This window comes from Obesumbacterium proteus (assembly GCF_001586165.1).
Taxonomy (GTDB): domain Bacteria; phylum Pseudomonadota; class Gammaproteobacteria; order Enterobacterales; family Enterobacteriaceae; genus Hafnia; species Hafnia protea.
On the sequence record NZ_CP014608.1, the window covers coordinates 240,555 to 264,450 of the forward strand.

16 protein-coding genes are annotated in these 23,896 nt (G+C 48.7%); 7 read left to right on the forward strand and 9 right to left on the reverse strand.

Annotation, left to right across the window (positions count from 1 at the left end; all coding sequences use genetic code 11):
* Positions 1 to 30 precede the first annotated feature (30 nt).
* Together DSM2777_RS01305 and DSM2777_RS01310 are read left to right on the forward strand one after the other, a co-directional pair.
* Positions 31 to 666, forward strand: coding sequence for a two component system response regulator (locus DSM2777_RS01305; RefSeq protein ID WP_061552985.1), 636 nt, complete (start codon positions 31 to 33; stop codon positions 664 to 666).
* Between the two features lie 117 nt (positions 667 to 783).
* The gene (locus DSM2777_RS01310; RefSeq protein WP_061552986.1) at positions 784 to 3,024 is read left to right on the forward strand and encodes a hypothetical protein; all 2,241 of its coding nucleotides are present in this window, start codon (positions 784 to 786) and stop codon (positions 3,022 to 3,024) included.
* A gap of 84 nt (positions 3,025 to 3,108) precedes the next feature.
* Here the strand turns inward: DSM2777_RS01310 and DSM2777_RS01315 are convergent, their stop codons facing one another.
* The 4 genes from DSM2777_RS01315 to DSM2777_RS01330 all read right to left on the reverse strand — a co-directional run bounded on the left by DSM2777_RS01315 (position 3,109) and on the right by DSM2777_RS01330 (position 11,000).
* Positions 3,109 to 4,056, reverse strand: coding sequence for a VirK/YbjX family protein (locus tag DSM2777_RS01315; protein WP_061552987.1), 948 nt, complete (start codon positions 4,054 to 4,056; stop codon positions 3,109 to 3,111).
* Positions 4,057 to 4,329: 273 nt separating this feature from the next.
* The gene (locus DSM2777_RS01320; RefSeq protein ID WP_061552988.1) at positions 4,330 to 6,732 is read right to left on the reverse strand and encodes a putative virulence factor; all 2,403 of its coding nucleotides are present in this window, start codon (positions 6,730 to 6,732) and stop codon (positions 4,330 to 4,332) included.
* Positions 6,729 to 9,689, reverse strand: a complete 2,961-nt coding sequence (locus DSM2777_RS01325) for a virulence factor SrfB (RefSeq protein ID WP_061552989.1) — start codon at positions 9,687 to 9,689, stop codon at positions 6,729 to 6,731. The genes DSM2777_RS01320 and DSM2777_RS01325 overlap by 4 nt, the downstream gene beginning before the upstream one ends.
* Positions 9,690 to 9,707: 18 nt before the next feature.
* A complete protein-coding gene (locus DSM2777_RS01330) occupies positions 9,708 to 11,000 on the reverse strand; it encodes an SrfA family protein (protein ID WP_061552990.1) in 1,293 nt (430 codons plus the stop codon).
* Between the two features lie 414 nt (positions 11,001 to 11,414).
* Between DSM2777_RS01330 and DSM2777_RS01335 the strand changes: the two genes are divergently transcribed.
* The 3 genes from DSM2777_RS01335 to DSM2777_RS01345 all read left to right on the forward strand — a co-directional run bounded on the left by DSM2777_RS01335 (position 11,415) and on the right by DSM2777_RS01345 (position 16,023).
* Entirely contained in the window at positions 11,415 to 12,959 is a 1,545-nt protein-coding gene (locus DSM2777_RS01335) for a methyl-accepting chemotaxis protein (RefSeq protein ID WP_061552991.1), read from the forward strand.
* Between the two features lie 166 nt (positions 12,960 to 13,125).
* Positions 13,126 to 14,853, forward strand: a complete 1,728-nt coding sequence (gene dgcQ / locus DSM2777_RS01340; RefSeq protein ID WP_061552992.1) for a cellulose biosynthesis regulator diguanylate cyclase DgcQ — start codon at positions 13,126 to 13,128, stop codon at positions 14,851 to 14,853.
* 537 nt (positions 14,854 to 15,390) lie between these two features.
* The gene (locus DSM2777_RS01345; RefSeq protein WP_061552993.1) at positions 15,391 to 16,023 is read left to right on the forward strand and encodes an outer membrane protein; all 633 of its coding nucleotides are present in this window, start codon (positions 15,391 to 15,393) and stop codon (positions 16,021 to 16,023) included.
* Between the two features lie 132 nt (positions 16,024 to 16,155).
* On the opposite strand, the gene DSM2777_RS01350 is transcribed toward DSM2777_RS01345, so the two are convergent.
* Entirely contained in the window at positions 16,156 to 17,466 is a 1,311-nt protein-coding gene (locus tag DSM2777_RS01350) for an alpha/beta fold hydrolase (protein WP_237087812.1), read from the reverse strand.
* A 2-nt stretch (positions 17,467 to 17,468) separates the two neighbouring features.
* Positions 17,469 to 18,380 (reverse strand): AraC family transcriptional regulator, encoded by a 912-nt coding sequence (locus DSM2777_RS01355; protein WP_046457573.1) that lies wholly within the window; start codon positions 18,378 to 18,380, stop codon positions 17,469 to 17,471.
* Positions 18,381 to 18,587: 207 nt separating this feature from the next.
* On the opposite strand from DSM2777_RS01355, the gene yqhD reads away from it, so the two are divergent.
* Complete coding sequence (yqhD, locus tag DSM2777_RS01360) at positions 18,588 to 19,745, forward strand: alcohol dehydrogenase (RefSeq protein WP_025802396.1); 1,158 nt, start codon at positions 18,588 to 18,590, stop codon at positions 19,743 to 19,745.
* 138 nt (positions 19,746 to 19,883) lie between these two features.
* Here the strand turns inward: yqhD and alr are convergent, their stop codons facing one another.
* Together alr and dnaB are read right to left on the reverse strand one after the other, a co-directional pair.
* On the reverse strand, positions 19,884 to 20,963 hold the full coding sequence (gene alr / locus DSM2777_RS01365; RefSeq protein ID WP_061552994.1) for an alanine racemase: 1,080 nt from the start codon (positions 20,961 to 20,963) through the stop codon (positions 19,884 to 19,886).
* A 79-nt stretch (positions 20,964 to 21,042) separates the two neighbouring features.
* Positions 21,043 to 22,452 carry a replicative DNA helicase gene (gene dnaB / locus DSM2777_RS01370; protein ID WP_004093484.1) on the reverse strand — a complete coding sequence of 470 codons (1,410 nt, stop codon included), beginning with the start codon at positions 22,450 to 22,452 and terminating at the stop codon, positions 21,043 to 21,045.
* A 99-nt stretch (positions 22,453 to 22,551) separates the two neighbouring features.
* Here dnaB and DSM2777_RS01375 point away from each other — a divergent pair, with 99 nt between their 5' ends.
* Entirely contained in the window at positions 22,552 to 23,538 is a 987-nt protein-coding gene (locus tag DSM2777_RS01375) for a quinone oxidoreductase (protein ID WP_061552995.1), read from the forward strand.
* 83 nt (positions 23,539 to 23,621) lie between these two features.
* On the opposite strand, the gene pspG is transcribed toward DSM2777_RS01375, so the two are convergent.
* Positions 23,622 to 23,843 carry an envelope stress response protein PspG gene (pspG, locus tag DSM2777_RS01380; RefSeq protein WP_025802403.1) on the reverse strand — a complete coding sequence of 74 codons (222 nt, stop codon included), beginning with the start codon at positions 23,841 to 23,843 and terminating at the stop codon, positions 23,622 to 23,624.
* Between the last annotated feature and the right edge of the window lie 53 nt (positions 23,844 to 23,896).

A 23,896-nucleotide genomic window follows, 5' to 3' on the forward strand; every position in this document is an offset into this window, starting at 1 on the left:
CAACGCTATTTTTATCAAGAGGTAACAAAAATGCACGATTATAAAATCCTGCTTGTCGACGACCATGAGCTCATTATTAATGGCATTATTAGCCTGCTCTCCCCTTATCCACGTTTCTGTATTACTGCGCATATTGATGATGGCCTAGAGGTTTACAACGCCTGTCGGATTCATCAGCCTGATATCGTGGTGCTCGATTTAGGGCTGCCCGGCATTAATGGCATCGATTTAATTCCACAGCTGGTATGCCGCTGGCCGCAAATGGCTATTTTGGCGTATACCGCTCATATGGAGGAATTTATGGCCATTCGTACTCTTGCCGCTGGAGCTATGGGATATGTGCTGAAAAATAGCAGTCGCCAAGTACTGCTAGCTGCGCTACAAACCGTTGTCGTAAATAAACGCTATATCGACCCGGCTCTCAACCGTGAGGCTATCAATATTGCCCTGAGCGTTAACCATGAAAATGGAGAAATTCTCACGCCGCGTGAGCGCCAAATTCTGCGGCTTATTGCCGATGGCTATACCAACCGCTTAATCGGCGAACGCCTATGTATTAGCGTGAAAACCGTTGAAACACATCGGCTAAATATCATGAGGAAATTAAATGTGCATAAAGTGACGGAGCTGCTTAATTGCTCGCGTCGTCTTGGCCTGACAGATTAAATATTTCGCACCTTCAGCCTAGCACCAAAGGGGAGTTTATCCTTTTTTTACCTGATAGTTGCCTGCTTCTCATTCTCATAGCATGTCATTCTCATTAACGTGAAGCTGGAGAACACCATGAGTATGACCATTATTAATAACAAACCAAGCATTACCGAAATGCAGCTGCATGCAATGTTAACCGGAGATGTAAAAGGAGCAACCAAGCTAGATGGCTGGGATGCGTTTAAGAATTTTTTCATTAAATTACTTAATCATCTACCAGGTATAAGCTTAGAAGATAAAGAAGTAGTGCTGCGCGAAATTTATGATCAGATTTATGGTACAGAAAGCCCTTCAGTATTCGATGAAAATACAAAACCAATTGAGCCCGTCTGGAATGCGTTAGATAAACTTATCCATATGATGGAAAGGGATAAAGTTCAGGCGATGACCTTCGGAATTCAGCGCTCCGATGATCCCCATAGCGCACAATGCGACTACCCGCTGCCTGAAATACGAGTAAACATCACCATTGATGGGCATTCATTAGCCGATATTTTGTGTGCTAATACACCTCTCAATAATAATATGTTAAACAGCATTATAGAAAATTACATGACTGCAAAAATAAGTAATAGCGACGACAGTTTTTGTAAGGTATATGAACTTAACCCTGATATCCTTATCACTACTGAAGACAACACCTTTTCGTTTAATTCCGCAGCAAGAACGGCCAATAACTACGATTTTAACGTCGCCAAAAAAATTGATAAATGCCATTCATTTTTAGCAGAACACCTCTATGAAAATATCAACTCTGAAACCCGTTTTACTGATGAATTTGAGCAAATAGAGCGTAATCAACAGTTGGTATCTGCGCTCAATAAACTAAAAATTGACGGGGACGAGCCAGCCACATGGCATAACACTTTGATAGAGGAAACCATTACTAAACTAGAACAACGCCGAGAGGTGCAGCAAACTTCATATCAAGCACTCAATCACGATTTTGTTGAATTACTGGTGCAAAAATGGATTAGTAAATTAGAACAAAGTCAGCCGCTGTTAAAAACAGAAATCAGTGAAGATATAAACAGTATGACGATAATCGACTCACGATCGTTAGAGCTGTTTACAGAATCAGATCGTACCCGCCTCGACCAATTACCAAAACAGTTAAGAGTAGTTTATCAAATAGCCGATCTAGGCTCATCATTGAGTTCCTCGACAGAAAACCCGCAGGAATACCACCGCGCATTAAAAAATATACTTTTGGACATCGAAACGGGTCCACTGAAAGAGGCATTAATGGCCCAAGAGAAAATGGCGGCTGAACATATTAATAAAACAGAAGAACAACTAAATAATCTTCAAGTGTTAGCTCAAAAGATAGATAGCTGGGAAAAACAAATAAACTCAAAATCAATGACTGGACAGAATCCTGGGGCATCAACCTCCAATGCTGTTCCTAACCAATCTGAACCAACGATAACGTTACAGCTAGCATCGTTTAAAAACGAGATCTCTCAACAAAATCTAACTCAAGAACATAAAAATTTGTTACTCGATAAAATAGAAAAATTAATTATCCAGCATGAAACAATAAAGACCATTGAAAACAAAATAAATAGTTATGAAAGCCAAAATAAAAAGGCGACTAATGAAGAGTTAATAATTCTTACTGAAGAAAAAGAAAGTCTAATGATATGTCCACGGCGAAATGATATTGGCCTACGCATCTCGGCATTGATAGCAAAAAATATTAAATTTGATGAAATTAGCGCAGACTTAGTCAGCGTTAGAAATGGCATTGCAAGTGTGAATAAAAATCTCGCTGTTTATTCAGATGCACTCGAGAACCGGCTGGCTAAAATTGAAGAGCGAGCAAACGCACTGCCACTAGCCGAAGATGATAAAAAACCCATACTGACCAATATCACCGCTGCAAAACAGGAACTGGCCAAGATTCAGCAGCAGGATGAGGTATATACTCAGGTTAGAACGCTGCTATCGCCAGAAACACCTTCGACAACAAGACCTTCAGCAAATTGGCATATGGCGTTATCGCAATTGAATCTAGCCGCAGCTCATCTTAAAACACTACCTGACAGCACACGTAAGTCACAGCTGACGAAAAACTTTAGCGAGGATGTTAAGTCAGCCCTCATTATGCTGGCAGGCTTCTGTACCCAAAGCCCCACAGGCCCAGAAAAAATAGATTATATGAAAAATAGAGAGAAAGATTATATTCTTTTGAGAGACTTAGTTCGCTCAAACAAACTGCCTAACAATACTGAATTAGAAGAAAATATAACCCTAATCAAGAGTGAGAATAAATTTAAATCAACACCCTTGATGCAAAAAATCTTCGGCTAACTCTCTCTATTTATATAACTAAGATGTATTATAAAAAAACCCGCCAATGGCGGGTTTTTTATCTAAACTAAATCGCGTTATTTCTCACAATGATTGCTGACTCAGCACCGCATCATCTTCATTCGCAGCTACCGATTTACCGCCAGCGGCATAGCGCTGTAAGTTGCGGGAAACCGCATCCGTAACACCTTCACGCAGCGCTTCGCGCTTACGGAATGCAGAACGATGCTGGCTTTTAACCGTTTCAATATCGCGCTCTGGCTCGCTTTTAGGCAAGCAGTACCACCCTTGCTTATTCAGTTCACCACCACACTCAAGCCAAAAATTATCGTAGCTCGATTTCAAATGCTGGCTTTTGATATGTGCTTTATTCGCCACGCCTGCGATGGTTGAAACATGAAAATGCTGAGCCAACGCATACAGCGCTGAAATAAGCAGGTTTTTAGGGCGCATACCATGCATCAGCTTGGTCATGCTCTTCACGATCTCAGCGCCGTTTTCAGTTCCAGGCCCTTGTAATCCAGAGAGATAAAGCTCGCCTTTTGGCCCAAAAGAGAACGTCAGTCCATAAACATCTTCTTGGTTTTCATTAAACAGATATAGGCCAAGATCTCCCTCGCGAGTAAATCTAGATCGCATGAGTTTTAACTGAGCAATATCGCCGCTCTTAAGCTCAATATCCGCCAGAACAATACCGTCATTATCTACTGAATACAGCGCTTCTAACGCGTTACGTGAGAAAGTATGTTCAATAACATCCAGCGTTTTCATCGCAGTACGTAGTTTCTGTTTTCCAGACCAGTTGCGATTGAGGTACTTGTTGACGGGCCTTTTGATGAAAGGATGCGAAATAGTATTCGCCACTGGGTTCAACAATTGAGCACTGTAATATTCATTACACATCTTTTTATATTGGATGTACTCAAACGTTGGCATTGCGGCAATGCGGCAACCAAGCTTAACGGAATCATAGCCCGTGTTTAGTGAACGCCACAGCCTACTTTGGCGCCGCCATTTTTTGAAAAAGCTCATATTGGCCCCAACAAATTAGTGATAGTTAGAGATCTCAGCGGTATAAACCAAATAGAAGGGAAAAACCGAGATGGATTTGGTTACAAGTTTGAGCTATGAAAATTCAACAGAATATAAACGAAAAGAGGTTTACCCGCGTATAGTGCCAATATAGAGGGAAGATCATGAAACAATCCCTTACTGCAGATGAAAATATCGAAACATTCTGTTGTGATTAATATTTCACCTAGTTGAAAGGAAAGCTTAGGGCTCATCCATGACCCCCCGTTCAGGTTATGCCGCAAGCGCCTCTACAATTTTTCTCAGCTGCATTTCCTGCTGCTGGCTAAGTTCGTGAGCCGCAGAATATCCTTGGTTCTGGATAACCATCTCGCTTAATCCCACCAGCCAATCGTAAATATAAAAACCTGTATTGTTCGATGGTGCAGCCGAAAGCTTAGTTAAACGTTGGGATTTGCCCCAGCCCGCCGCATTCATGGCTGGCGGCTTGGCAAAAATCTTTTGCCCACGATTCACTCGGCTGTCCGGTTTTTGCGCATCAGAAACGTTATGAAAACCTAGCCACGCCACAAAATCACCTAACACGCCAAGCACGCGTGACACCTGTCGATCAGCTAGCATCTGATTATCAACGCCGGCCAGCTCAGTGTTAAATAACGTTTGCGATAACGATCGCGGGATCTCCATGCGCACGCTGCCCGTGATCAACTCTTGCAAGAGAAGCTCTAGCTCTGGTTTTGCAACGCCAAGCAACGTTAATAACGCGCCGTTTTCAGATAGATTACGTAGATGATTCACCCAGTATTGATAGGCCTGCGTGGCAAAATTACCCTCAGGCAACGTTTGCTGCTCTATCGTGCTCGGTTCGCTCACCGCATCCGCCACCAGATCAATATTCATTTCGATACCAAATGGATCGCCATTCATAATGGGCAATGCGTTTTCACCGCTGTTCGCCGCCGACTCAGTGACAAACCGCTGCTGTAGCCGTTGTTGTAAATACAGGCGTCGAAGCTCATCACGCGTTGGTAGCAACCGTTCCAACAGTTCACCATGCACACCGGTGCGCGTTTGCAGGGTTTTCAGCAGAGTTTGTGCAATTCGCTGTTTTTCTTGCTCTTCTTGTTGTTCGCTTAATAACAGCCAATTTCCTAACAGATTCTCAGCCAGCTCTCGGCGCAACATCTCTAGCTTCGTCGTTAACTGCCTTAGCGTTGCATCACTGTTTGCCTCGGTGGCTAAGTAGTCCACCATGCGGCGCACGCCGCTTTTGTCGGTGACCAACATAGATCCCCAGCTATCACCGGGTAAACCAACATGACGCTGCACGGCCTCATCGTAGTTTTTACCCTGTGTAACCCGCTGGTCGAAGGCGGTTAACGCCCAAATCAACGTCGGCTTGCGCTGTTCGGTGTCGCCGCGCATACCTTTCGCCCAATGAGCCAAAACTTTGCCCGCACGATGGGTTTGAGATCGCGCCGTTGCCGCCGTACATACCATTAATGCTGCAATTTGCCGATTATCGGAATAGCGCTCAAGTAGCCCATAAACCTTAGCTTGCTGTAAAACATGAAGCAGCGAGTGCGAGGGTTCAAATTCACTTTCAAGCGACTGCCCCAAACCGGGAATATCCAGCACGTCCATTTGCTGAAACTGAGCCTCACGCGGCGTACCTGCCAGCGGCAGCGTTATTTCTCGCGCTAACATCGATAGCTCAGAAATGGACAGCTCAACCGGCTTCATCGCTTTCCCTTTAACCACAGGGCAAACCTGTACGCTGAAATCGAGCGGTGAATTAGCGTTGCTTAGCACATCAACGCTGAGCACGCCTTCCGTCGGCAGCTGCATATCATCAACCAGAACGCTGAGCGGAGCGGCAACGCGCTCAACGCTGGATAAGCGCTGCAGGATATGCCCCAAACCAACATAAGCTGCGGTCAGCTCTTCCTGCTCAGACCATAATAGCGAGAACAGGCGAGCGCGATTATCCACGCTCAAATACGGCGCGAGCCGCACCGCCAAAGGCCAAAAGTAGCGATCCAGTATTTTCCCTCGAGCGCCAATACGGCGATTCACCGCATCCCAGAGCGCAACAGCATCATCTTCGCTAAATCCGCTAACAGGCTCAGGCAAACATAACGCCGACAAGGCAGAGAGATGATCGGCAATAAACTCTTCGTCGCGTTCTTGATCAGCCTCTTCCGATGAAAAATCATGAATAAAAGCATCAACCATAACTTTCGCCAGCTCATATTCGGCCAGTATGGCGATCTCGATGGGATAATCATGGTTATTGATTCCCGCTCGATGCGTGAACCTTGTGACCACACCGCAGGCCTGATTCCCTGGGTTAATATGGCTACCAAAATCCAGCGTGCGACCAGCCAGATTCAAGGCTAATTGGCCCGACTCATCCGCCGCGAGCGCGCCGATCAAATGGGATTTACCCGCCTGTGACAGGCCGAAAAAACCGATGCTTGGCAAATGCTGCGGCAGTTCTTGCATCGACGTAGCCTGATACCGGCAGCGATGCAGTTTTACACGCAGGCTATCAGCCTCAATATCTAGTCTCGGTGAGTGCTGACGCGTGTTTTCCAGCCAATCAAGCGCCAGATCGACATGCTGCGTGATAACCTGAAGCTGGTTATTAATTTGTTTTGAATTCAATGGTTTCATTGGCTAAATACGCTCCCACTGTCGATCCAATAATGGGTGCTATCCGATAATGTGTTTAGTTTTAGTTTTAAGTGATGCAAAGGAACAGGCGTGCCGTCATCCAGCGTCACCTCAGCCAGCTTGAAGCGTTCAGGGCCTTGTTCTGGATTCTCCGCTTCGGTTGCTAATCTCACGTTAAGCACGCTCTCGCCCGCCACTTTGCGCGCCAGCTGTTGGTCAGCGATAGATAAGCGATATAGCGGCGATGCAGGCCAACGATCGTTGTCGAGCTGGCGGAACCCCAAACACACGGGGCCGCGCATTTGGAAAGAACCTTCGCTTGGTAGCTCAAAATCAGGATTATCGAGATCGATATCGCTATAACAAACGTCGCTCGCCATTAATGACTGATTACCATCCAGCGTGCCGAGATAGCACACCGTCGAGTAGGGCTGGAAATCTCCGGCTTTGCAGTTGAACGTTGCCAAGCGCAAATTCACCGCCAGCAAGCAAAGCATCGCCCCCACCGCGGCGGTGGATTTCGGGTTATCAATGCGCCCGCGTTTGTTAAACGGATACCATTCGCTGGTGTGATAGCCCTCAAGCGGCAAAATGCGGTTAATCGGCAAAGGCTGTAAATGGCGGAACAGCGCCTGAATGCCAGGGAAACGCGAAGGGCGGCCTGTCAGAAGCAGTACATCACAGGAATACAGCGCCACAACTTCACACAGTGAACGCAGATGCTGCGTGATACGCATCCGTGGCGATAGGAACTCCGCGTGGAGTTTGCTTAGCTTGAGGATCAGCGGAACCTGCAAAATATCAAAAGGCACCGCATCGGCAGGCTGAGCACGCTGTACGTCATTATTAATATATTCCTGCACTTTAATCGTTGGCTGTTGATTCAATAGTTCGCCAAAGGTCGCATCGATTTCAGCGGCGGTATCCAATGGGTCGTAACGTTCATAAGACTCAAGAATAGCGCGCCCAATCGGGCTAAAGATCTGCAACGTCGCCTGCTGACGCAGCGCAGAAATGCCGCCGTCGCCAAATAGCTTATTCATCAGTTCATCGCTGTCGGCAACGCCCGCCTTCCGGCATGCGTTCTGCAAGGCAGGCAACACATATAAGCGAATGACATCTAACAAAATATCGTCGCCTGCTAGCTTGAAGCCCTCACGGAAGAGCAATCGAGGAATAATTTTGACGTTGCTGCCAGCACCATCGTCTAAACGGTATTGGGTAATCGCTAAATCGGTAGTGCCACCGCCGATATCAATCGACGCAATACGCAGCGTTTTTCCGGCAACCTCACCTTCCGCCAGCTCGCGGTCGGTTCGCGCCTGACTGGCAAAAAACTCTTCGCTACAGCCGCCAAAATTGACCTGAGTTTCGTTATACAGATACACCATTTGCCCACAGGTCGCTTCGTCCCATTCCATCTGCACGTCAGGCACCGGCACCGTACTTTCTGCTCGATCGGCTTCGCTGGAGAAATCATGATCGGCCGGATGCCAGCCCATGCTTTTCCATACCAAGCCAATGGCCTGATACATACGGCGGCGGAAGATTTCGCGCTCCGGTTTTGGCATGGCAGACGGCAGGGTCAAAATAATGCTGCGCAGCTGACGAGGCGCTGAGGAATGCGTCATTTTTAGACGCTGGGCGACGCTGTTTATCTGCATCAGTGCCTGAGCCAATAATTCAGATAACATAAACGTCATCAGTGAACTGCGGCTGTAGTGCGCAGAAAATACCGGTAAACGCTCGTCTAATGGCTGGTCGTAAAGTGGCTGACCCTGATCGTTTAATAAAAACGTGAGCGGAAGCGCGGTCGCAGACGGCTCTTGCTGGGCTTGGTGCAGTGCGTTAAAACGCCAGCCGTGCAGGTACTCTTCTTCGTCCCATAGATAGCGGCGCGGGCTAGAAAGTCCCGTTGAGCCTTCGGTGCCCACTCGCTGCGATGCCATACGGCTGGCTTCTCGGCCAACACGCACAATCGACGGCCAGACAAACGCCTGTTCGCGCCCGCTTTCTACGGAAAAATTACGCTTACCAAACTCGGCCTGAGAAAACTCAACGCGGCTATCAAACAGTTCGTTATACACATAGTGCGGCTGGCTAAGATCGCGCAGATTCAGCTCGTAGGTTTGTTTCAGGCCATTAAGTTCATCGAGATGATCTTCAACCAAAATTCCGCAGGTATGGGAGTTCCCAACATCCATAATCAAATCGACATGAACGGTGGGTTCTTGCAGCGTGCTGGTATTGAGCTTAATAGTGGGCACATTAAGCTGTTTGCCGAGCAGATACAGGATATTTAAGTAGTGCGCCTGATACTCAAACTCGCGTAGCGCGGTTTGGATGCCGACAGAATGCCGATCTTCCTGCTGTATCGCTTGCTGAGTGAAGACCTCGCGCAGCCAGCCATCCACCCAAGTGAGATCGAGAAACTCAGCCAGTTCTTCACTGCGATAGGCCAGAGCGAACCCCGCACCGCTTTTGACGTCGTTTTCGCTGGGTTGCAGGGATTCATTGCTCTGCCCATCGGCAGAAATGGCCGTATCAAATGCCATGCATACGCGATAGGTATTCCCATCACGATCGGGCTTATCTAGCGCTAAAACCTGCATTCGCGCCCAGTTGTCAGGCCCACCTAAAAACGTGCGCGGCGGATTAAAACGGAAAAAAGGCAAAGGCAGCCAGATCCCATCCAGCAATTGCAGCGACTGCTCCAACGAAATACTCGATTCCGGCTTCACCCGTTCCGGTGGCGTACCAGCTGGTGCGGGCAGCCAGTAAGTATCGCTTTCAGCATTGTGCAGTAAACGCAGCAGAGGCCCATTCGCCGTTTGGCGTACAAATTTGCCGGGGAGCTCCGCCGTGAAATTGGGCTTGAGAGCAAAATCCAAAAACTGAATGCCGCTGTTCTGAATGAGCGCAACCTGATGCTTGTAATCGGTGATGGTGGCTAACATGGTTTTATTCATCCATTTTTACTGAGATGACTTGCTGATGCGCGTCATATTGATTGGCAAGATAGTGTCGGCGTCATAACGCCCATTGCAGTCGGCCACGCCGTTTTCACCCGACTTACAAATCAACTGTGGGATTTTGTAACGCGAGCCATCGCTGCATTTGGCTTTGGTGCGGCTGTCGACGACCAAGCTTCCCGAGCTCATAAGCCCCACGGTGACACTGGCGTTACAGCTGATGCCATCGCCATGGATGATTTTCACGCTGCCTTTGCTATTTTTAATCTGATAAACCAAGCTCGGCGGCTTACCAATGCGCGGGGTTTTAATGTCCAGACTGGCGCGCCATTTGCCATTCATAAAACGCGTTGACCCCAATTTCACCGCCTCAGCAGGCATCACCAACGCGTCGGCGGATACCGCTGTTTTTTGAACTTCGACAGGCTTCACCTCCGGCGTTTTTACCACTTCAACCACCGGCGTTGGTGCGGCTATCTGCGCAACGGGTAAATGCGTTTTTGGTGCAGCGGCACGGGATGGCAGAGCCCGTTTTTCACTCTCAGGGGCGGTTTTCTTCACCGTCTCCGAGGATTTCACCACCGGTTTAGGCGCGTCGCTTTTGGCCCGAATTTGGTAGAAAAGTATCCCCAACACCGCCAGCGCCAGCGGTAACCACCACAGCTGACGCCACTCTCGGCGGCGTACCACTTTGCTGGGTTCCGTTGCTGCTGTATCAGCATTCTGCGGTGCTTGTTCGGTTAGCTTGAGTGCAGGGATAGCGGGCGGTTTCGGGGTTTCAGTGATTCTAATTTCGCTTGGCGCAGCATCACTCAGTGCGGCTCTCAAACAATCAAAAGCATCGGCTCTGGATTTTTTATCCAGATTCACAAAGCCCCAAAAAGTGAGCACCGGTTTGCCATCCACCAAGAAAACATGATTAGCACCGGGGAACTGCATGGCTTTCGCTAACAAAATGCCGAACAGGCGCAAAGCCGATTTCTCTGACAGTTGAGCCTTCTGGCTGAGTTCATTCACTGTCTGTTGGCAATGTTCTAGCTGGCTCAGCGCAGAAGCGCGCTCTTCATCGCTCGCGGCAATCCACGAAGTTATTTTTCCTGAGATGGGCGCGTACCAATCAATACGATCGCCGCCTTCATTAGGCTGTGGGATCGCCAACATATCGGCGATACTTTGCTGATGACGCAGGCGTAGCGTTTCTCTTAGCTGTAGCGCTGAAGCGTAAACAGGCTGGCCGTTTTCGCCCAACGCGAGAAAATCATCCAAGCTGCCGCTGCGTAATAATTGTTTTGCCACGAAATAACCTTTTGATAGACGTCTGACTACAACGGCTACTTTAGATCTTCTCTCTACAATCAAACGGTCAAAAAAGTGGCTAAAATGGTGGCTACTAAGCCAATCAATTCACGTACTTGTGCTTTACTTTAGTCATTCTAGGCAAGTTCTATCCTTCTTCTAGCTGCTCCCAGCCCCCTTTTATCGCCTCCGCCTTCATCTCGTTGCTGGTTTTAATGGCTCTAGCAATATATTCATTTGAAATTAAAATCACGCTACAAAGACATAAAACACCCACACAATTTAAATTTAATGATTTTAATTGTGAAATATTTGTTTATTTAAGTATAAAGTTTAACCACTCCAGGCCGACAATCATTCTTAGCTCACTCTCTCTTTTCGCTACGCTTCAAGCACACGTTAAGGATTGTCCGGATGCGCAATAACCAACCGATTACCCAGCAAGAATATACGCTAGCAGACGACGCAACGCTGATGTCGACAACCGATCCCAATAGCTACATCACCTATGCGAATGCCAGTTTTATCGAAGCGAGTGGTTTCACCGCCGAAGAGATCATTAAGCAACCCCACAACGTCGTTCGCCATCCGGATATGCCACCGCAGGTTTTTGCAGATATGTGGGCAACGCTAAAACAGGGCGAACCTTGGACAGGATTGGTTAAAAACCGTCGGAAAAACGGGGGGTTTTATTGGGTGCGCGCCAACGCCGTACCGGTTGTGAGAGGCGGGAAAACCGTCGGATTTATGTCAGTCCGCACTAAAGCCTCTAACGAAGAAATAGCAAAAGCCAGCCAGCTTTATGAGCAGATGAATCAGAATAAACTCGGTAGCCGACGAGTGCATAAAGGATTGTTATTACGCTCAGGTTTTTGGCGCTGGACATCAATCATGAAAACCATGCCCTTACGTTGGAGAATTCGCACCGCGCTGTTTGCCCTCCTCCCGCTTTCCATTGCAACGGTGAGTGCCTTGAATGTCGAGCATCTGGCGCTAGGCATTTTCTCTGCGGCCATGGCGCTGTTTCTTATCCTGATCTCGGCATGGTTAGAATCACAAATATCTCGCCCGCTAGAACGGGTTTGCCAACAGGCATTGCGGGTCGCCACCGGCGCGAGTCATAACGTGGAGCATATGAATCGCGTTGATGAAATTGGTGTGACGCTACGCGCCATTGGTCAATTAGGGCTGATGTTCCGTTGGCTCGTTAATGACGTGAGTGGGCAGGTGATCAACGTGCGCAGCGCCAGCGACGAACTGGCACAGGGCAATATTGACCTCAGCGCCCGCACGAAGCAAACCGCGGCAAACGTGCAGCAAACGGCGTCAACCATGACGCAAATGACGATTACGGTGCAAAACAATACGGAAACGGCAGCCAAAGCCGATCAGTTATCCATTTCAGCGAGCAGCGCGGCAACTAACGGCGGTCAGGTGATGGAAACCGTGATTGCGACCATGGATGAGATCGCCAGCAGCACTAAAAAAATCGCCTCTATCACCAGCCTTATCGATAGCATTGCTTTTCAAACCAATATCTTGGCGCTCAACGCAGCCGTCGAGGCCGCACGAGCAGGGGAAGATGGAAAAGGTTTTGCCGTGGTCGCAGGTGAAGTGCGTAACTTAGCCCAACGCAGCGCAAGCGCCGCGAGCGAAATTAAAAGCCTGATCGAGGCCAGCGCGGAAAAAGTCCAAAGCGGCACAAATCAGGTTCATACGGCCGGAAGTACCATGCGGGATATCGTTGAGCAGGTGAGAAATGTCACCGATCTTATTGCACAGATTAGCGCCGCCACCTCAGAACAGGGGGCCGGACTCAATGAGGTCAGTCGAGCCATTGATGAGCTTGATCGCATCACCCATCAAAATGCCGTTTTGGTACAAGAAGGTGCAGAAGCCTCAGCTAAAGTAAAACAGCAGGCCATGTGGCTCGTCGATGCAGTGACCGTATTTAGATAGTTGTCAGCGTCCCCATCCGGCCTAATCGCGAGGCGGGATGGGTGAATCATGTCCTTCTCTTTGAATTAATCTTAGATCTATTCATTTCTGAAATCTGCGCCATATAGGCTATGCTCCATTCAGAGCAAGGCAAAAGCATTATTTCTTACGTAAAAATCATCCACAGATGAAATTATTGGCCATTGAAGGCCGCTTCAATATCAATCAGGAGAAAGGTTTGTCCGATACCCCCGCAACGCCCCAATGCAGCCGACGATTTACCCCGCAAAGGATTATTAATATCTGCTTCTTTGCTGTTTTCGTTTTTACATCGTTACTTTTCTGGCGTCAGGGGCAAGTGCTGAACAACGGCTATCAGGCAAGTCAATTAAACCGGCTGGAAAACGTGAGCGCGCAGCTTGGAAGCCGCATGCAGTTTCGTTTAGATAACCTGCTTTTCTTACGCAATTACATGCGCTATATGCTTTCTCAGCCCATCATGCCGGAGCAAAAACGGCTGCTTGAAGCTGAAATGGCCACGCTGCGCGTGCAGGATATCTGGCAAACCGGTCATAGCCATTCAGCATCGCCGCCGCTCAATGGGATCGGCGATAATCAAATGGGTTTACTTCCCTCAAGCGACCGTCCGAATAACGACCTGTGGCTAACAGAGCTCAATGCCGCGATGCGTCTAAAAGCGTTACTGCCACTCACCAATCTTAATCAGGCGTTACAGCCGCGTATTTACTATATCTCGCGCTCAGGCTTCTACTTGTCTTCAGCGCCACCACGGGATAAGTCGCTGATTTCAGGACTGTATACGCATATGTTGGCGCGGCCTTACTTCCCGATGGCGACACCAGAAGCAAATCCACATCGAAAAGCGTTTTGGAGCCGCATGTTTGACAATCAGCAAGACGGGATGCTGATCAGTGCAACTGCGCCCGTCGATTATGGCGATCGTTGGTGGGGAATTCTGGGGATGGATTTCTCGATTAAAAGACTCAATTACTATCTGCAAGCGGCGCTGCCTTCCCATCCGCACAGCGTTTTTATGCTGTATGACAGTCACTTTGAACCGATCACTTCTTCCGACAGCAACTGGTATCGCGGTAAATACTTTTCTGAGGCACAACGTCTCTTACTACAGAAAGCCGTATTAAAGCAAAGCGAAGGGACAATCCGTATCGGCACCAGTTTTGTGACCTTTACCCGAATGGAAAATCCGAATATCACCTTGATTAGTCTACAATCCTTACGTCAAGGCTTGCAGGATCAGTATGGCCGTATCAGCCTGACGCTGGTCGCGCTGTGGTGTCTCTTTGTTATCACGCTGATTGGCACTCATTACGTCATATCGCGGCTAGTGCGCAATATGGAAACCTTACAAAATCGGCTGAGCTGGCGCGCAGAGCATGATCCGTTAACCGAACTGCTCAACCGACGTGGTTTCTTTGATAAAGCCGAAGAGATAACACGCAAAGGCCAGTGCTATGGGCGTTCCATGGCTATCATTCAGGTCGATTTAGATAAGTTCAAGAATATCAATGATGTTTATGGCCACCACGTTGGCGATTTGGCGCTTAAACATGCCGCAGATACGATGACATCAATGCTACGCAAGCAGGACATCATTGGCCGCATTGGCGGCGAGGAGTTCTGCATCATGCTGCCAAACGCCGTACTTTCTGAGGCGGTGGCGATTGCGGAACGCATTCACGCACAGCTTAATCGCCAAAATCTGATACTTTCTGACGGTAGAACCGTGGAAGTCACCGCATCAATGGGGGTTTCTGCCTGTTCAGGGACAACAGGTTGCAGTATAGAGAGCTTACAATCGCAGGCCGATAAACGCCTGTATCTCGCGAAAACGGCAGGACGTAACCAAGTTTGTGCCAGCGATATGGATGCATAACCCGTCAGCGACGTGTCGATAAAAGTGACCCCGATCACATTTTGTATCTGCATGAATTATATAAATATTCGTGCAGATTTATTTTCCTTTCAAGAAACTTCTTAGCCGTAGATATATTTAAACTAAATCCTATTTAACGAATATTTATTCTTTAAACGAGAAATAATGTTATTTATCGTCATATTCAAAAATAATAAAAATAAGTAAATTTCCGACCATGCTTTCTATACATAAATTTACTCATTACATGAAAGAATAAGCGATGTTTATTTTAAGTCCGTAGCGAAATTACGATGCTTAAATATCAATCGCTTGTAAACGTTATAAATAAGACTATTCCTATCAGAAGTGGGTTTTCGCTAAACGAAAACTAAACAAACTTATACAAAAAACACTACTCATTGATTTTATTAATAAAAAAATAATTCAATTTTCGTACAGGGATCGCTATTATTATCTAGCGTCTTCATTTTTGTGACAACTGTCACATGATGATATAGTTTCACAAGTAAAATACTTATTAAGTTGGAATCTATCATGAAAAAATTAACTAGCCTGGCCGTAATTATCGGCTTAGCAACTTCTGTTTCTGCTTTTGCTGCTAACTCTGAAAACACTGGCTATTATGCTGGTGCTAAAATGGGTACCAGCCTGGAGCAAATCCACGGCCAGAAATCTGCAACTGGTAACAGCGTACCACGTGACACCAAACAAGCTGGCACCGCTGGCCTGGTATTCGGTTATAACTTCCAGAATGAATTCAACCTGCCAGTTCGTGCAGAATTAGATTATTCATTCCGTGATACTACTGATACCGATCACTTCATCAAAGCTGACAACACTCGTACTCACAACCGTGTACGTCTGCAGACCGCTATGCTGAACGGTTACTACGACATCAATACCGACACTGCTTTCACTCCATACATCAGTGCTGGTATCGGTTACGCTAACGTAAACCTGAAAAACACTCAGGATGGTGCAAGCCACACTGGTAACGGTGATAACTTCGCATGGAGCGTTGGTACTGGCGTTTCTTACGCTATCAACAACCACATGGATCTGGATCTGGGCTACAAATACCTGGACGCTGGCGATGCAACTGCACAAGCGTCCAAAGTTAAAGTGGCTACCCACGATTTCACCGCTGGTGTTAACTACTACTTCTAAGACCTTTTCTTCTAAGCTTTATGCTTAGAGAATGTCTGGTAAGTATGAGTCATAAAAAACCCGCCATTGGCGGGTTTTTTTACGTTTGAATTTTACGTCTAAAAACAATTTACGTCTAAAAACAAAGGGGCTTTAGTTCACGCCGCGTAGCGCCATCATCTGGCGTAGGTGAGCAAACACGTTCCCCACCCGCAGACCATTGTGTTCAAATTCACTGGTGATCCACGTTTCCACGTTGCCAATATGCTTAGCCGTTTCCAGCGATAAACCAACATCCACATACATGTCATTGTAATAAACCGCCGCAACCACTGGCACCGTATTGGCAGCCAAGCGCTCTGCGTCGTACAGCGGTTGCCATTCTGAACGCTGCGCCAACTGATGAACCGCGTCGCGGAACGGTCGTAAACACTGCATTTCATCAAACATCCACGGATAGATCATCTCGCCCGTTAACAACAATGGACGGCAGTCGGCTTGAAACTCAGGCAGCGTGTCATGCACGCGCTGCGCTGCCCAGTTGGTCGCCCCACTGTGGTTATCCGCATAGATACTTTCGTGCAGTACCGCGTACAGAGGGTGCTCGGTGAAACCGGTGAGATGCATCACCTGCGACAAGAACGTATCGCTCAGCTCACCTTCATGATTAAAGGCTTCGTCAAACAGCCATAGCAAATTCTCATAGCCTTCACTCATGCCTAACTGAATACCCAGCGTTTGCAAACGCTGTACGGTGAGAATATCGCCATCGGGCAGATATACATCATGCTCGTTTAGCACGTCCGCGATGCGGTTGATTTGCTGCTGCATATGAGGATAGCGGGAGAAGAAAATCTGATTCTTTTCTTTCAGCTTCTGATAGGTGCGCTGATACAGCAGTTCGGCATCAGGTTTAATTGAGGGTAGGCCACCGGTGATATAGCAGGCTTCAAGCCCTTCTGGAGCCTGAGATAAGTAAGTCAGGGTGATAAAACCGCCAAAGCTCTGCCCTAAGCTGCTCCATTTGCGACCACCAAACTGCGTTTTTCTGAGATGTTCGGCGTCAGCCACAATAGAATCAGCACGGAAATAGCTGAGATAATCAGCGGTTTGATCCGCGTCCATATTGCGGATCACACTCGATTCGATCCTGCTGCTCTGCCCCGTGCCGCGTTGATCAAGCAAGATCACGCGGAAGCTTTTCAGCGCCTCGCCTAACCACCCGCCTTTGCTGGTCGGTCGCGGTGATTTCCCACCTGGGCCGCCTTGTAAGAACAGCAAACATGGCAAATCTTCTGCCGCTTTGCCGCCCTCTGATAACTCACGCGCAAAAACCGTAATACGGCGCGGATCAGTTTCATCAAACCAGTTCAGCGGTACCGATACACGATGCTCTCGCACCCACATACCGGCTAACAGATATTCCTTTTCAATCATGGCAGACCACTCTGCGGCAAAATTCATTTTTATCGCTCAACAATGCTCAAGCCGCCTTCGCGGTAGCGCGTCATTTGCTCACTCGGCGTATTACCGAAGAAGCGTTTATATTCACGGCTAAATTGCGAGGCGCTCTCATAGCCAACGCGAATGGCTGCGGTGCTGGCTTTGAGCCCGTCGTGCAACATCATCATCCGCGCCTTATGCAAACGGAACGATTTGATGTACTGCAACGGAGAGGTTGCCGTAACGGCTTTGAAGTTATGGTGGAACGCAGAAACGCTCATATTGACTTCCTGCGCCAGCAAATCAACGTTTAGGCTATCTGAGTATTGTTGTTCAATCAGGCGTAGCGCCTTAGCGATCTGACTGAAGTGGCTGTGACGATTAGCTAATGCCTGTAGCGCTTCGCCACCGTCGCCACACAGCGCGTGGAACAGCATTTCGCGCACAATTTGCGGCCCTAATACACGAGCCTGTAATGGATTAGCCATTGCGTCAACCAAGCGTTCTGTCGCACAAAACATCGATTCATCCAATGACACCGATTTCACACCGCTCGACTGACAGCGCTGCTTAGTTGCCAAACCGTCACCGATATCCATCAAGAGGTCCTGCAACATGCTGGTATTTACCCGCACCGATAAACCGATCAACGGCTCATCTGGAGTGGCAAACGTCTCACATTCACAGGGTAATGGAAGCGTCATGAGCAGATAGTTAGTGGGATCGTAGCGAAAAACTTGCTCGCCGAGATAGCCCACTTTATGCCCTTGCAGCACAATGATAATACAAGGCTCATACATCACCGGTGTACGCGGCTGATGCTGATTTGCATAGATTATTTTTACATTCTCAATCGGTGACGCACTCACTCCAGGCTGAGCCACCTGACGGCTTAGCTGCTGTGCAAGCTGTGTCCACCGCTCATCGATTAACATTGACCAATCCCCGCCGAACCAAATAAAGTGCAATGAATGATGCCAAATACATCTCTATTTCTACAGTTGATTGTAGAAATAGGCAAGTCATCAACAGAAATGAGCATTGAGCCACACGCTCATTGCGCCCAGAATAGCATTCAGAAAATGCAATGGCGTCGACGGCCAAAGCATAACGAATCAAAATAAATACTGAGGCTAATTTCAATGCAAAATTTTACACTCCACACCCCAACTAAAGTTCTGTTCGGCGAAGGCCAAATCGCTAATCTGCGCAACGAAGTACCCGAAAATGCCCGCATCCTGATCACCTACGGCGGCGGCAGCGTAAAACGCACCGGCGTTTTGGATCAGGTTCACGCGGCGCTGAAAGGTTTACACGTATTTGAATTCGGCGGCATCGAGCCAAACCCATCTTACGAAACGCTGATGAAATGCGTTGAAGTGGTTCACAACGAAAAAATCGATTTCCTGCTGGCTGTCGGCGGCGGTTCCGTTATTGATGGCACCAAGTTCATTGCCGCAGCGGCAAACTACGTCGGGGAGCCTTGGGACATTCTTGAAACCTACGGCAGCAAAATCACCAGCGCAATCCCATTGGCAGCGGTATTAACCTTGCCAGCGACCGGTTCCGAAATGAACAAGGGCGCGGTTATCACTCGCCGTGCGACAGGAGACAAACGTGCATTCCAGTCTCCATTTGTGATGCCTCAGTTCGCTATCCTAGATCCAGTTGTAACCTACACGCTGCCAGCTCATCAGGTAGCAAACGGCGTAGTGGATGCGTTTGTGCATACCGTTGAACAATATCTGACTTACCCTGTTGACGCTAAAGTTCAGGACCGTTTCGCAGAAGGTCTGCTGTTGACCCTGATCGAAGAAGGCCCACGTGCGCTGGCTGAGCCTGAAAACTATGACGTTCGCGCCAACATTATGTGGAGTGCCACTATGGCGCTGAACGGCCTGATTGGTGCTGGTGTGCCACAGGACTGGGCAACGCATATGCTGGGTCATGAACTGACTGCGATGCACGGCATGGATCACGCACAGACCTTAGCCGTGGTACTGCCCTCTCTGCTGCAAGCAAAACGCCAACAGAAACACGCTAAGCTGCTGCAATATGCAGAGCGCGTATGGAATATTCGTGAAGGCAATGAAGAACAGCGCATTGATGCAGCGATTGCTGCTACACGTAAATTCTTCGAAGAAATGGGCATTAAAACGTATCTGAAAGATTACGGTGTTGATGCCAGCTCCATCCCAGGCCTGCTGGCAAAACTGGAAGAGCACGGCATGACTGCGCTGGGCGAAAACAGTGATATCACGCTGGAAGATAGCCGTAAGATTTACGAAGCGTCGCTGTAAGAATATCTGAAAAACTGACCCCACCCCAACCCTCCCCTTCGCAGGGGAGGGAGCAGACCAGTTCTCGATATTATTCAAGCGCTCGCTCTGCTCCTCCCCCTGACAAGGGGGAGGTTGGGAGGGGGTCAAGCCTCAGCGTTACTCGCCAACATACTCCATCGTCACACGCGGAGTTAACTTGGTAATGAGCTCATAAGCACTGATCCCCGTATAGCTTGCGATCTTCTCAACCGGTAGTTCAGCGCTCCATAGCACCACTTCATCGCCCACTTTATCTGTGGCTTCAGGGCCTAAATCGACTGAAATCATATCCATAGATACGCGGCCAACGATCGGCACTTCACGGCCATTCAGCAGCACAGGTGTTCCTGAAGGTGCACTGCGCGGATAGCCATCACCGTATCCAATCGCGACCACGCCTAAACGAGTATCACGCTGGCTGACCCAAGTTCCGTTATAGCCAACGGGCTCACCGGCCTTGTGCTCACGCACGGCAATCAGGCTAGATTTTAGCGTCATCACCGGCTGTAAACCGTAGTGATCGGCATAAGGTTCTGCCAGCGGCGATACGCCATACAGGATAATCCCAGGGCGTACCATATCGCGGTGCGACTGAGGCCAAAGCAGAATACCGCCGGAAGCCGCAATTGACTGCAAGCCCGGTTTACCCGTCGCGAATGCATCAAAGCAGGCCAGTTGAGCTTCAGTCATTCCCGTTTCTGGCTCATCCGCACGGCTAAAGTGGCTCATGATATTGACGGGCTGCTCAACGTTGCGGCAGTTGGAAAGACGCTGATAGAAAGCTTCCGCCTGCTCTGGGCGCACACCCAAACGGTGCATACCCGTGTCGAGCTTCATCCAAACCTTAATCGGGCGCTCTAAATCAGCCTCTTCTAAAGCCTGCAACTGCTCTTCGCTATGGATGGCCGTCTCAATATTGTTGGCGACTAAAACCGGCAGGTCATCGGCAGAGAAAAAACCTTCCAACATCAGGATAGGTTTCACGATGCCGCCTGAACGCAGTTTCAGCGCTTCTCCGATACGCGCCACGCCATAGCAGTCTGCATCTTTTAACGTTTTGGCAGTTTCTAAAAGACCGTGCCCGTAAGCATTGGCTTTTACAACGGCTATCAGTCGGCTGTGCGGCGCAAATTGACGAATTTGCTGAAAGTTGTGTCGCAGAGCGCGGCGATCAATGACTGCGGTTGCCGCTTTCATTTCTATTCCTTCCCGATTTCTCAAATGAGTTAATAAATACACCTACCGCTAAACGGGCACAATGTTGCTGCCCATTCAATTATTCGTCGTCGTACTGCGGGCCTGCGTAGTTGTCGAAACGTGAGAACTGGCCGTTAAAGGTTAAGCGAACCGTACCGATTGGGCCGTTACGCTGTTTACCCAGAATAATCTCCGCAATGCCTTTTAAATCACTATTCTCGTGATAAACCTCGTCACGATAGATAAACATGATCAAGTCGGCATCCTGCTCGATTGAGCCCGATTCACGCAGGTCGGAGTTAACCGGGCGTTTATCGGCACGCTGCTCCAAGGAACGGTTAAGCTGAGACAGCGCCACCACCGGTACCTGCAACTCTTTCGCTAATGCTTTGAGTGAGCGCGAAATTTCCGCGATTTCCAAGGTACGGTTATCTGATAAAGAAGGAACACGCATCAACTGTAGGTAGTCGATCATGATTAGGCTAAGACCATCATGCTCGCGGAAAATACGGCGTGCGCGTGAACGTACTTCCGTTGGGGTTAGGCCGGAGGAATCATCGATATACATGTTCCGTTTTTCCAGCAGAATCCCCATGGTGCTGGAAATTCGCGCCCAATCTTCATCATCTAGCTGACCGGTACGAATTTTGGTTTGGTCGACGCGAGCCAAGGAAGCCAGCATACGCATCATGATCTGTTCACCGGGCATTTCCAGACTAAAAATCAGTACCGGTTTATCCTGCGTCATCGCGGCGTTTTCACACAGGTTCATCGCAAAGGTGGTTTTCCCCATCGATGGACGTGCTGCCACGATAATTAAATCAGAGCGCTGCAAACCTGCGGTTTTCTTGTTCAGATCCTGATAGCCAGTATCAACGCCAGTGACACCATCGTGTGGCGTCTGGTAGAGCTGCTCAATTCGCGCAACCGTCTGTTCAAGAATACGATCGACGCTTTTTGGCCCTTCATCTTTATTGGCACGATTCTCAGCGATTTGGAAAACGCGAGACTCAGCCAGATCCAGCAGATCTTCGCTGCTGCGGCCTTGCGGATCGTAGCCAGCATCGGCGATCTCGTTAGCTACGGAGATCATATCGCGAACTACCGCACGTTCACGCACGATATCAGCATAAGCACCGATGTTTGCCGCACTTGGGGTGTTTTTCGACAGCTCGGCTAGATATGCAAAGCCACCTACCGATTCTAATTCGCCGCGCTGTTCTAATGATTCAGACAGCGTGATCAGGTCGATAGGCTTGCTCATTTCTAGCAAGCGCTGCATTTCAGTAAAGATGAGGCGGTGTGGACGGCTGTAGAAATCGTTGGCGACGACGCGTTCTGCCACGTTATCCCAGCGCTCGTTGTCCAGCATCAACCCGCCCAACACGGACTGTTCCGCTTCCAGCGAATGTGGTGGTAGCTTGAGCCCCTCCATCTGCCTGTCGCGCGGGGTCTCGTTTGATTTGTTGGTGGGTTTATTTCCTGCCATAGTGGGAATGCTTTACCTGTTAATGAAAGACGCGTCAGTATACCTGAATGTACCCGATTTTCGATTATAACAATGACACTATGCATCTGAGGAAAGACGATGGCAAAACGTATCCAGTTTAACGCCCACGGCGGGCCAGAAGTTCTTGAATATGTAGAGTTTACTCCAAAAGATCCCGCGGCTGGCGAAGTGCAAATCAGCAATAAAGCAATCGGAATCAACTACATTGACACCTATATTCGTGGCGGACTGTACCCAGTTCCCCAGTTTCCTTCAGGGCTAGGAACCGAAGCGGCTGGCGTAGTGACAAAAGTGGGCGCAGGCGTAACCAGCATAGAAGTGGGTGACCGCGTGGTTTATGCGCAAAGCTCGCTCGGCGCCTACAGCACCGTTCATAACGTACCAGCCGAGAAAGTTGCGCTGCTTCCCGAAGCCATTAGCTTTGAACAAGGTGCCGCCGCTTTCTTAAAAGGCCTGACCGTGCATTATCTACTGCGTCAAACCTATGAAATTAAAGCGGGTGAAATTTTCTTATTCCATGCCGCAGCCGGTGGCGTCGGCCAAATCGCCTGCCAGTGGGCAAAAGCGCTCGGCGCCAAACTGATTGGCACCGTGGGCTCCGATGCCAAAGCAGAACGGGCCAAACAGGCGGGGGCATGGGCAACCATTAATTATCAAACCGAAGACATTGCCCAACGCGTGTCTGAACTGACTCAGGGTGAAAAAGTCAGCGTCGTGTACGACTCGGTAGGGAAAAGCACTTGGTTGGCCTCGCTTGATAGCCTGAAAAAACGCGGCCTGATGGTGAGCTTCGGCAACGCTTCAGGCCCCGTTACCGGCGTCGATTTGGGAATTTTAAACCAGAAAGGATCGCTGTATGTCACGCGCCCTTCTCTCAACGGCTACATCAATAATCATCAGGATTTACTCAGCGCCAGCCACGAACTCTTTTCGCTGATCGCCAGCGGCGCGATTAACGTGGAGGTGCCCGATACGCAAAAATTTGCTTTAGCGGATGCCAAAAAAGCACACGAAACCCTGCAAAGTCGCGGAACACAGGGATCGAGTTTGTTGATACCGGAGTAATAGCCCTCCTTAATTGATAAAGAAGGGCAATCGGCCCCTCCCCCTGCGAAGGGGGAGGCTGGGAGGGGGTTACAACTCAACGATTAATAATATCGCCTCGTCTGTGGCTTCTGCATAGAGCGATAGATCCACACCACCACAATAGCCAAAGCAATCCACGGCAGCAGTTTAAAGACCATCACAAACAGGCCACCAAACAGCATGAACAGTGTGGCAACGGCCACGGCGGCGATAATGCCAAGAATTGAAATTCCGGTCACCATCAGCATGACAAAAAAGCCAAGAATAAAGAGGACTTCCAACATGGTGATCTCCTGAGTGAAATACAACGGTGATACCGTCGACTACTCAGTGATTT

Coding starts and splice junctions, on each gene's coding strand:
- yqhD (WP_025802396.1), top strand. CDS start 18,588: ATGCAAAATTTTACACTCCACACCCCAACTAAAGTTCTGTTCGGCGAA.
- DSM2777_RS01320 (WP_061552988.1), bottom strand. CDS start 6,732: ATGAAACCATTGAATTCAAAACAAATTAATAACCAGCTTCAGGTTATC.
- DSM2777_RS01315 (WP_061552987.1), bottom strand. CDS start 4,056: ATGAGCTTTTTCAAAAAATGGCGGCGCCAAAGTAGGCTGTGGCGTTCA.
- dnaB (WP_004093484.1), bottom strand. CDS start 22,452: ATGGCAGGAAATAAACCCACCAACAAATCAAACGAGACCCCGCGCGAC.
- DSM2777_RS01335 (WP_061552991.1), top strand. CDS start 11,415: ATGCGCAATAACCAACCGATTACCCAGCAAGAATATACGCTAGCAGAC.
- DSM2777_RS01310 (WP_061552986.1), top strand. CDS start 784: ATGAGTATGACCATTATTAATAACAAACCAAGCATTACCGAAATGCAG.
- DSM2777_RS01345 (WP_061552993.1), top strand. CDS start 15,391: ATGAAAAAATTAACTAGCCTGGCCGTAATTATCGGCTTAGCAACTTCT.
- DSM2777_RS01375 (WP_061552995.1), top strand. CDS start 22,552: ATGGCAAAACGTATCCAGTTTAACGCCCACGGCGGGCCAGAAGTTCTT.
- DSM2777_RS01350 (WP_237087812.1), bottom strand. CDS start 17,466: ATGAATTTTGCCGCAGAGTGGTCTGCCATGATTGAAAAGGAATATCTG.
- dgcQ (WP_061552992.1), top strand. CDS start 13,126: ATGAAATTATTGGCCATTGAAGGCCGCTTCAATATCAATCAGGAGAAA.
- pspG (WP_025802403.1), bottom strand. CDS start 23,843: ATGTTGGAAGTCCTCTTTATTCTTGGCTTTTTTGTCATGCTGATGGTG.
- alr (WP_061552994.1), bottom strand. CDS start 20,963: ATGAAAGCGGCAACCGCAGTCATTGATCGCCGCGCTCTGCGACACAAC.
- DSM2777_RS01355 (WP_046457573.1), bottom strand. CDS start 18,380: ATGTTAATCGATGAGCGGTGGACACAGCTTGCACAGCAGCTAAGCCGT.
- DSM2777_RS01325 (WP_061552989.1), bottom strand. CDS start 9,689: ATGTTAGCCACCATCACCGATTACAAGCATCAGGTTGCGCTCATTCAG.
- DSM2777_RS01305 (WP_061552985.1), top strand. CDS start 31: ATGCACGATTATAAAATCCTGCTTGTCGACGACCATGAGCTCATTATT.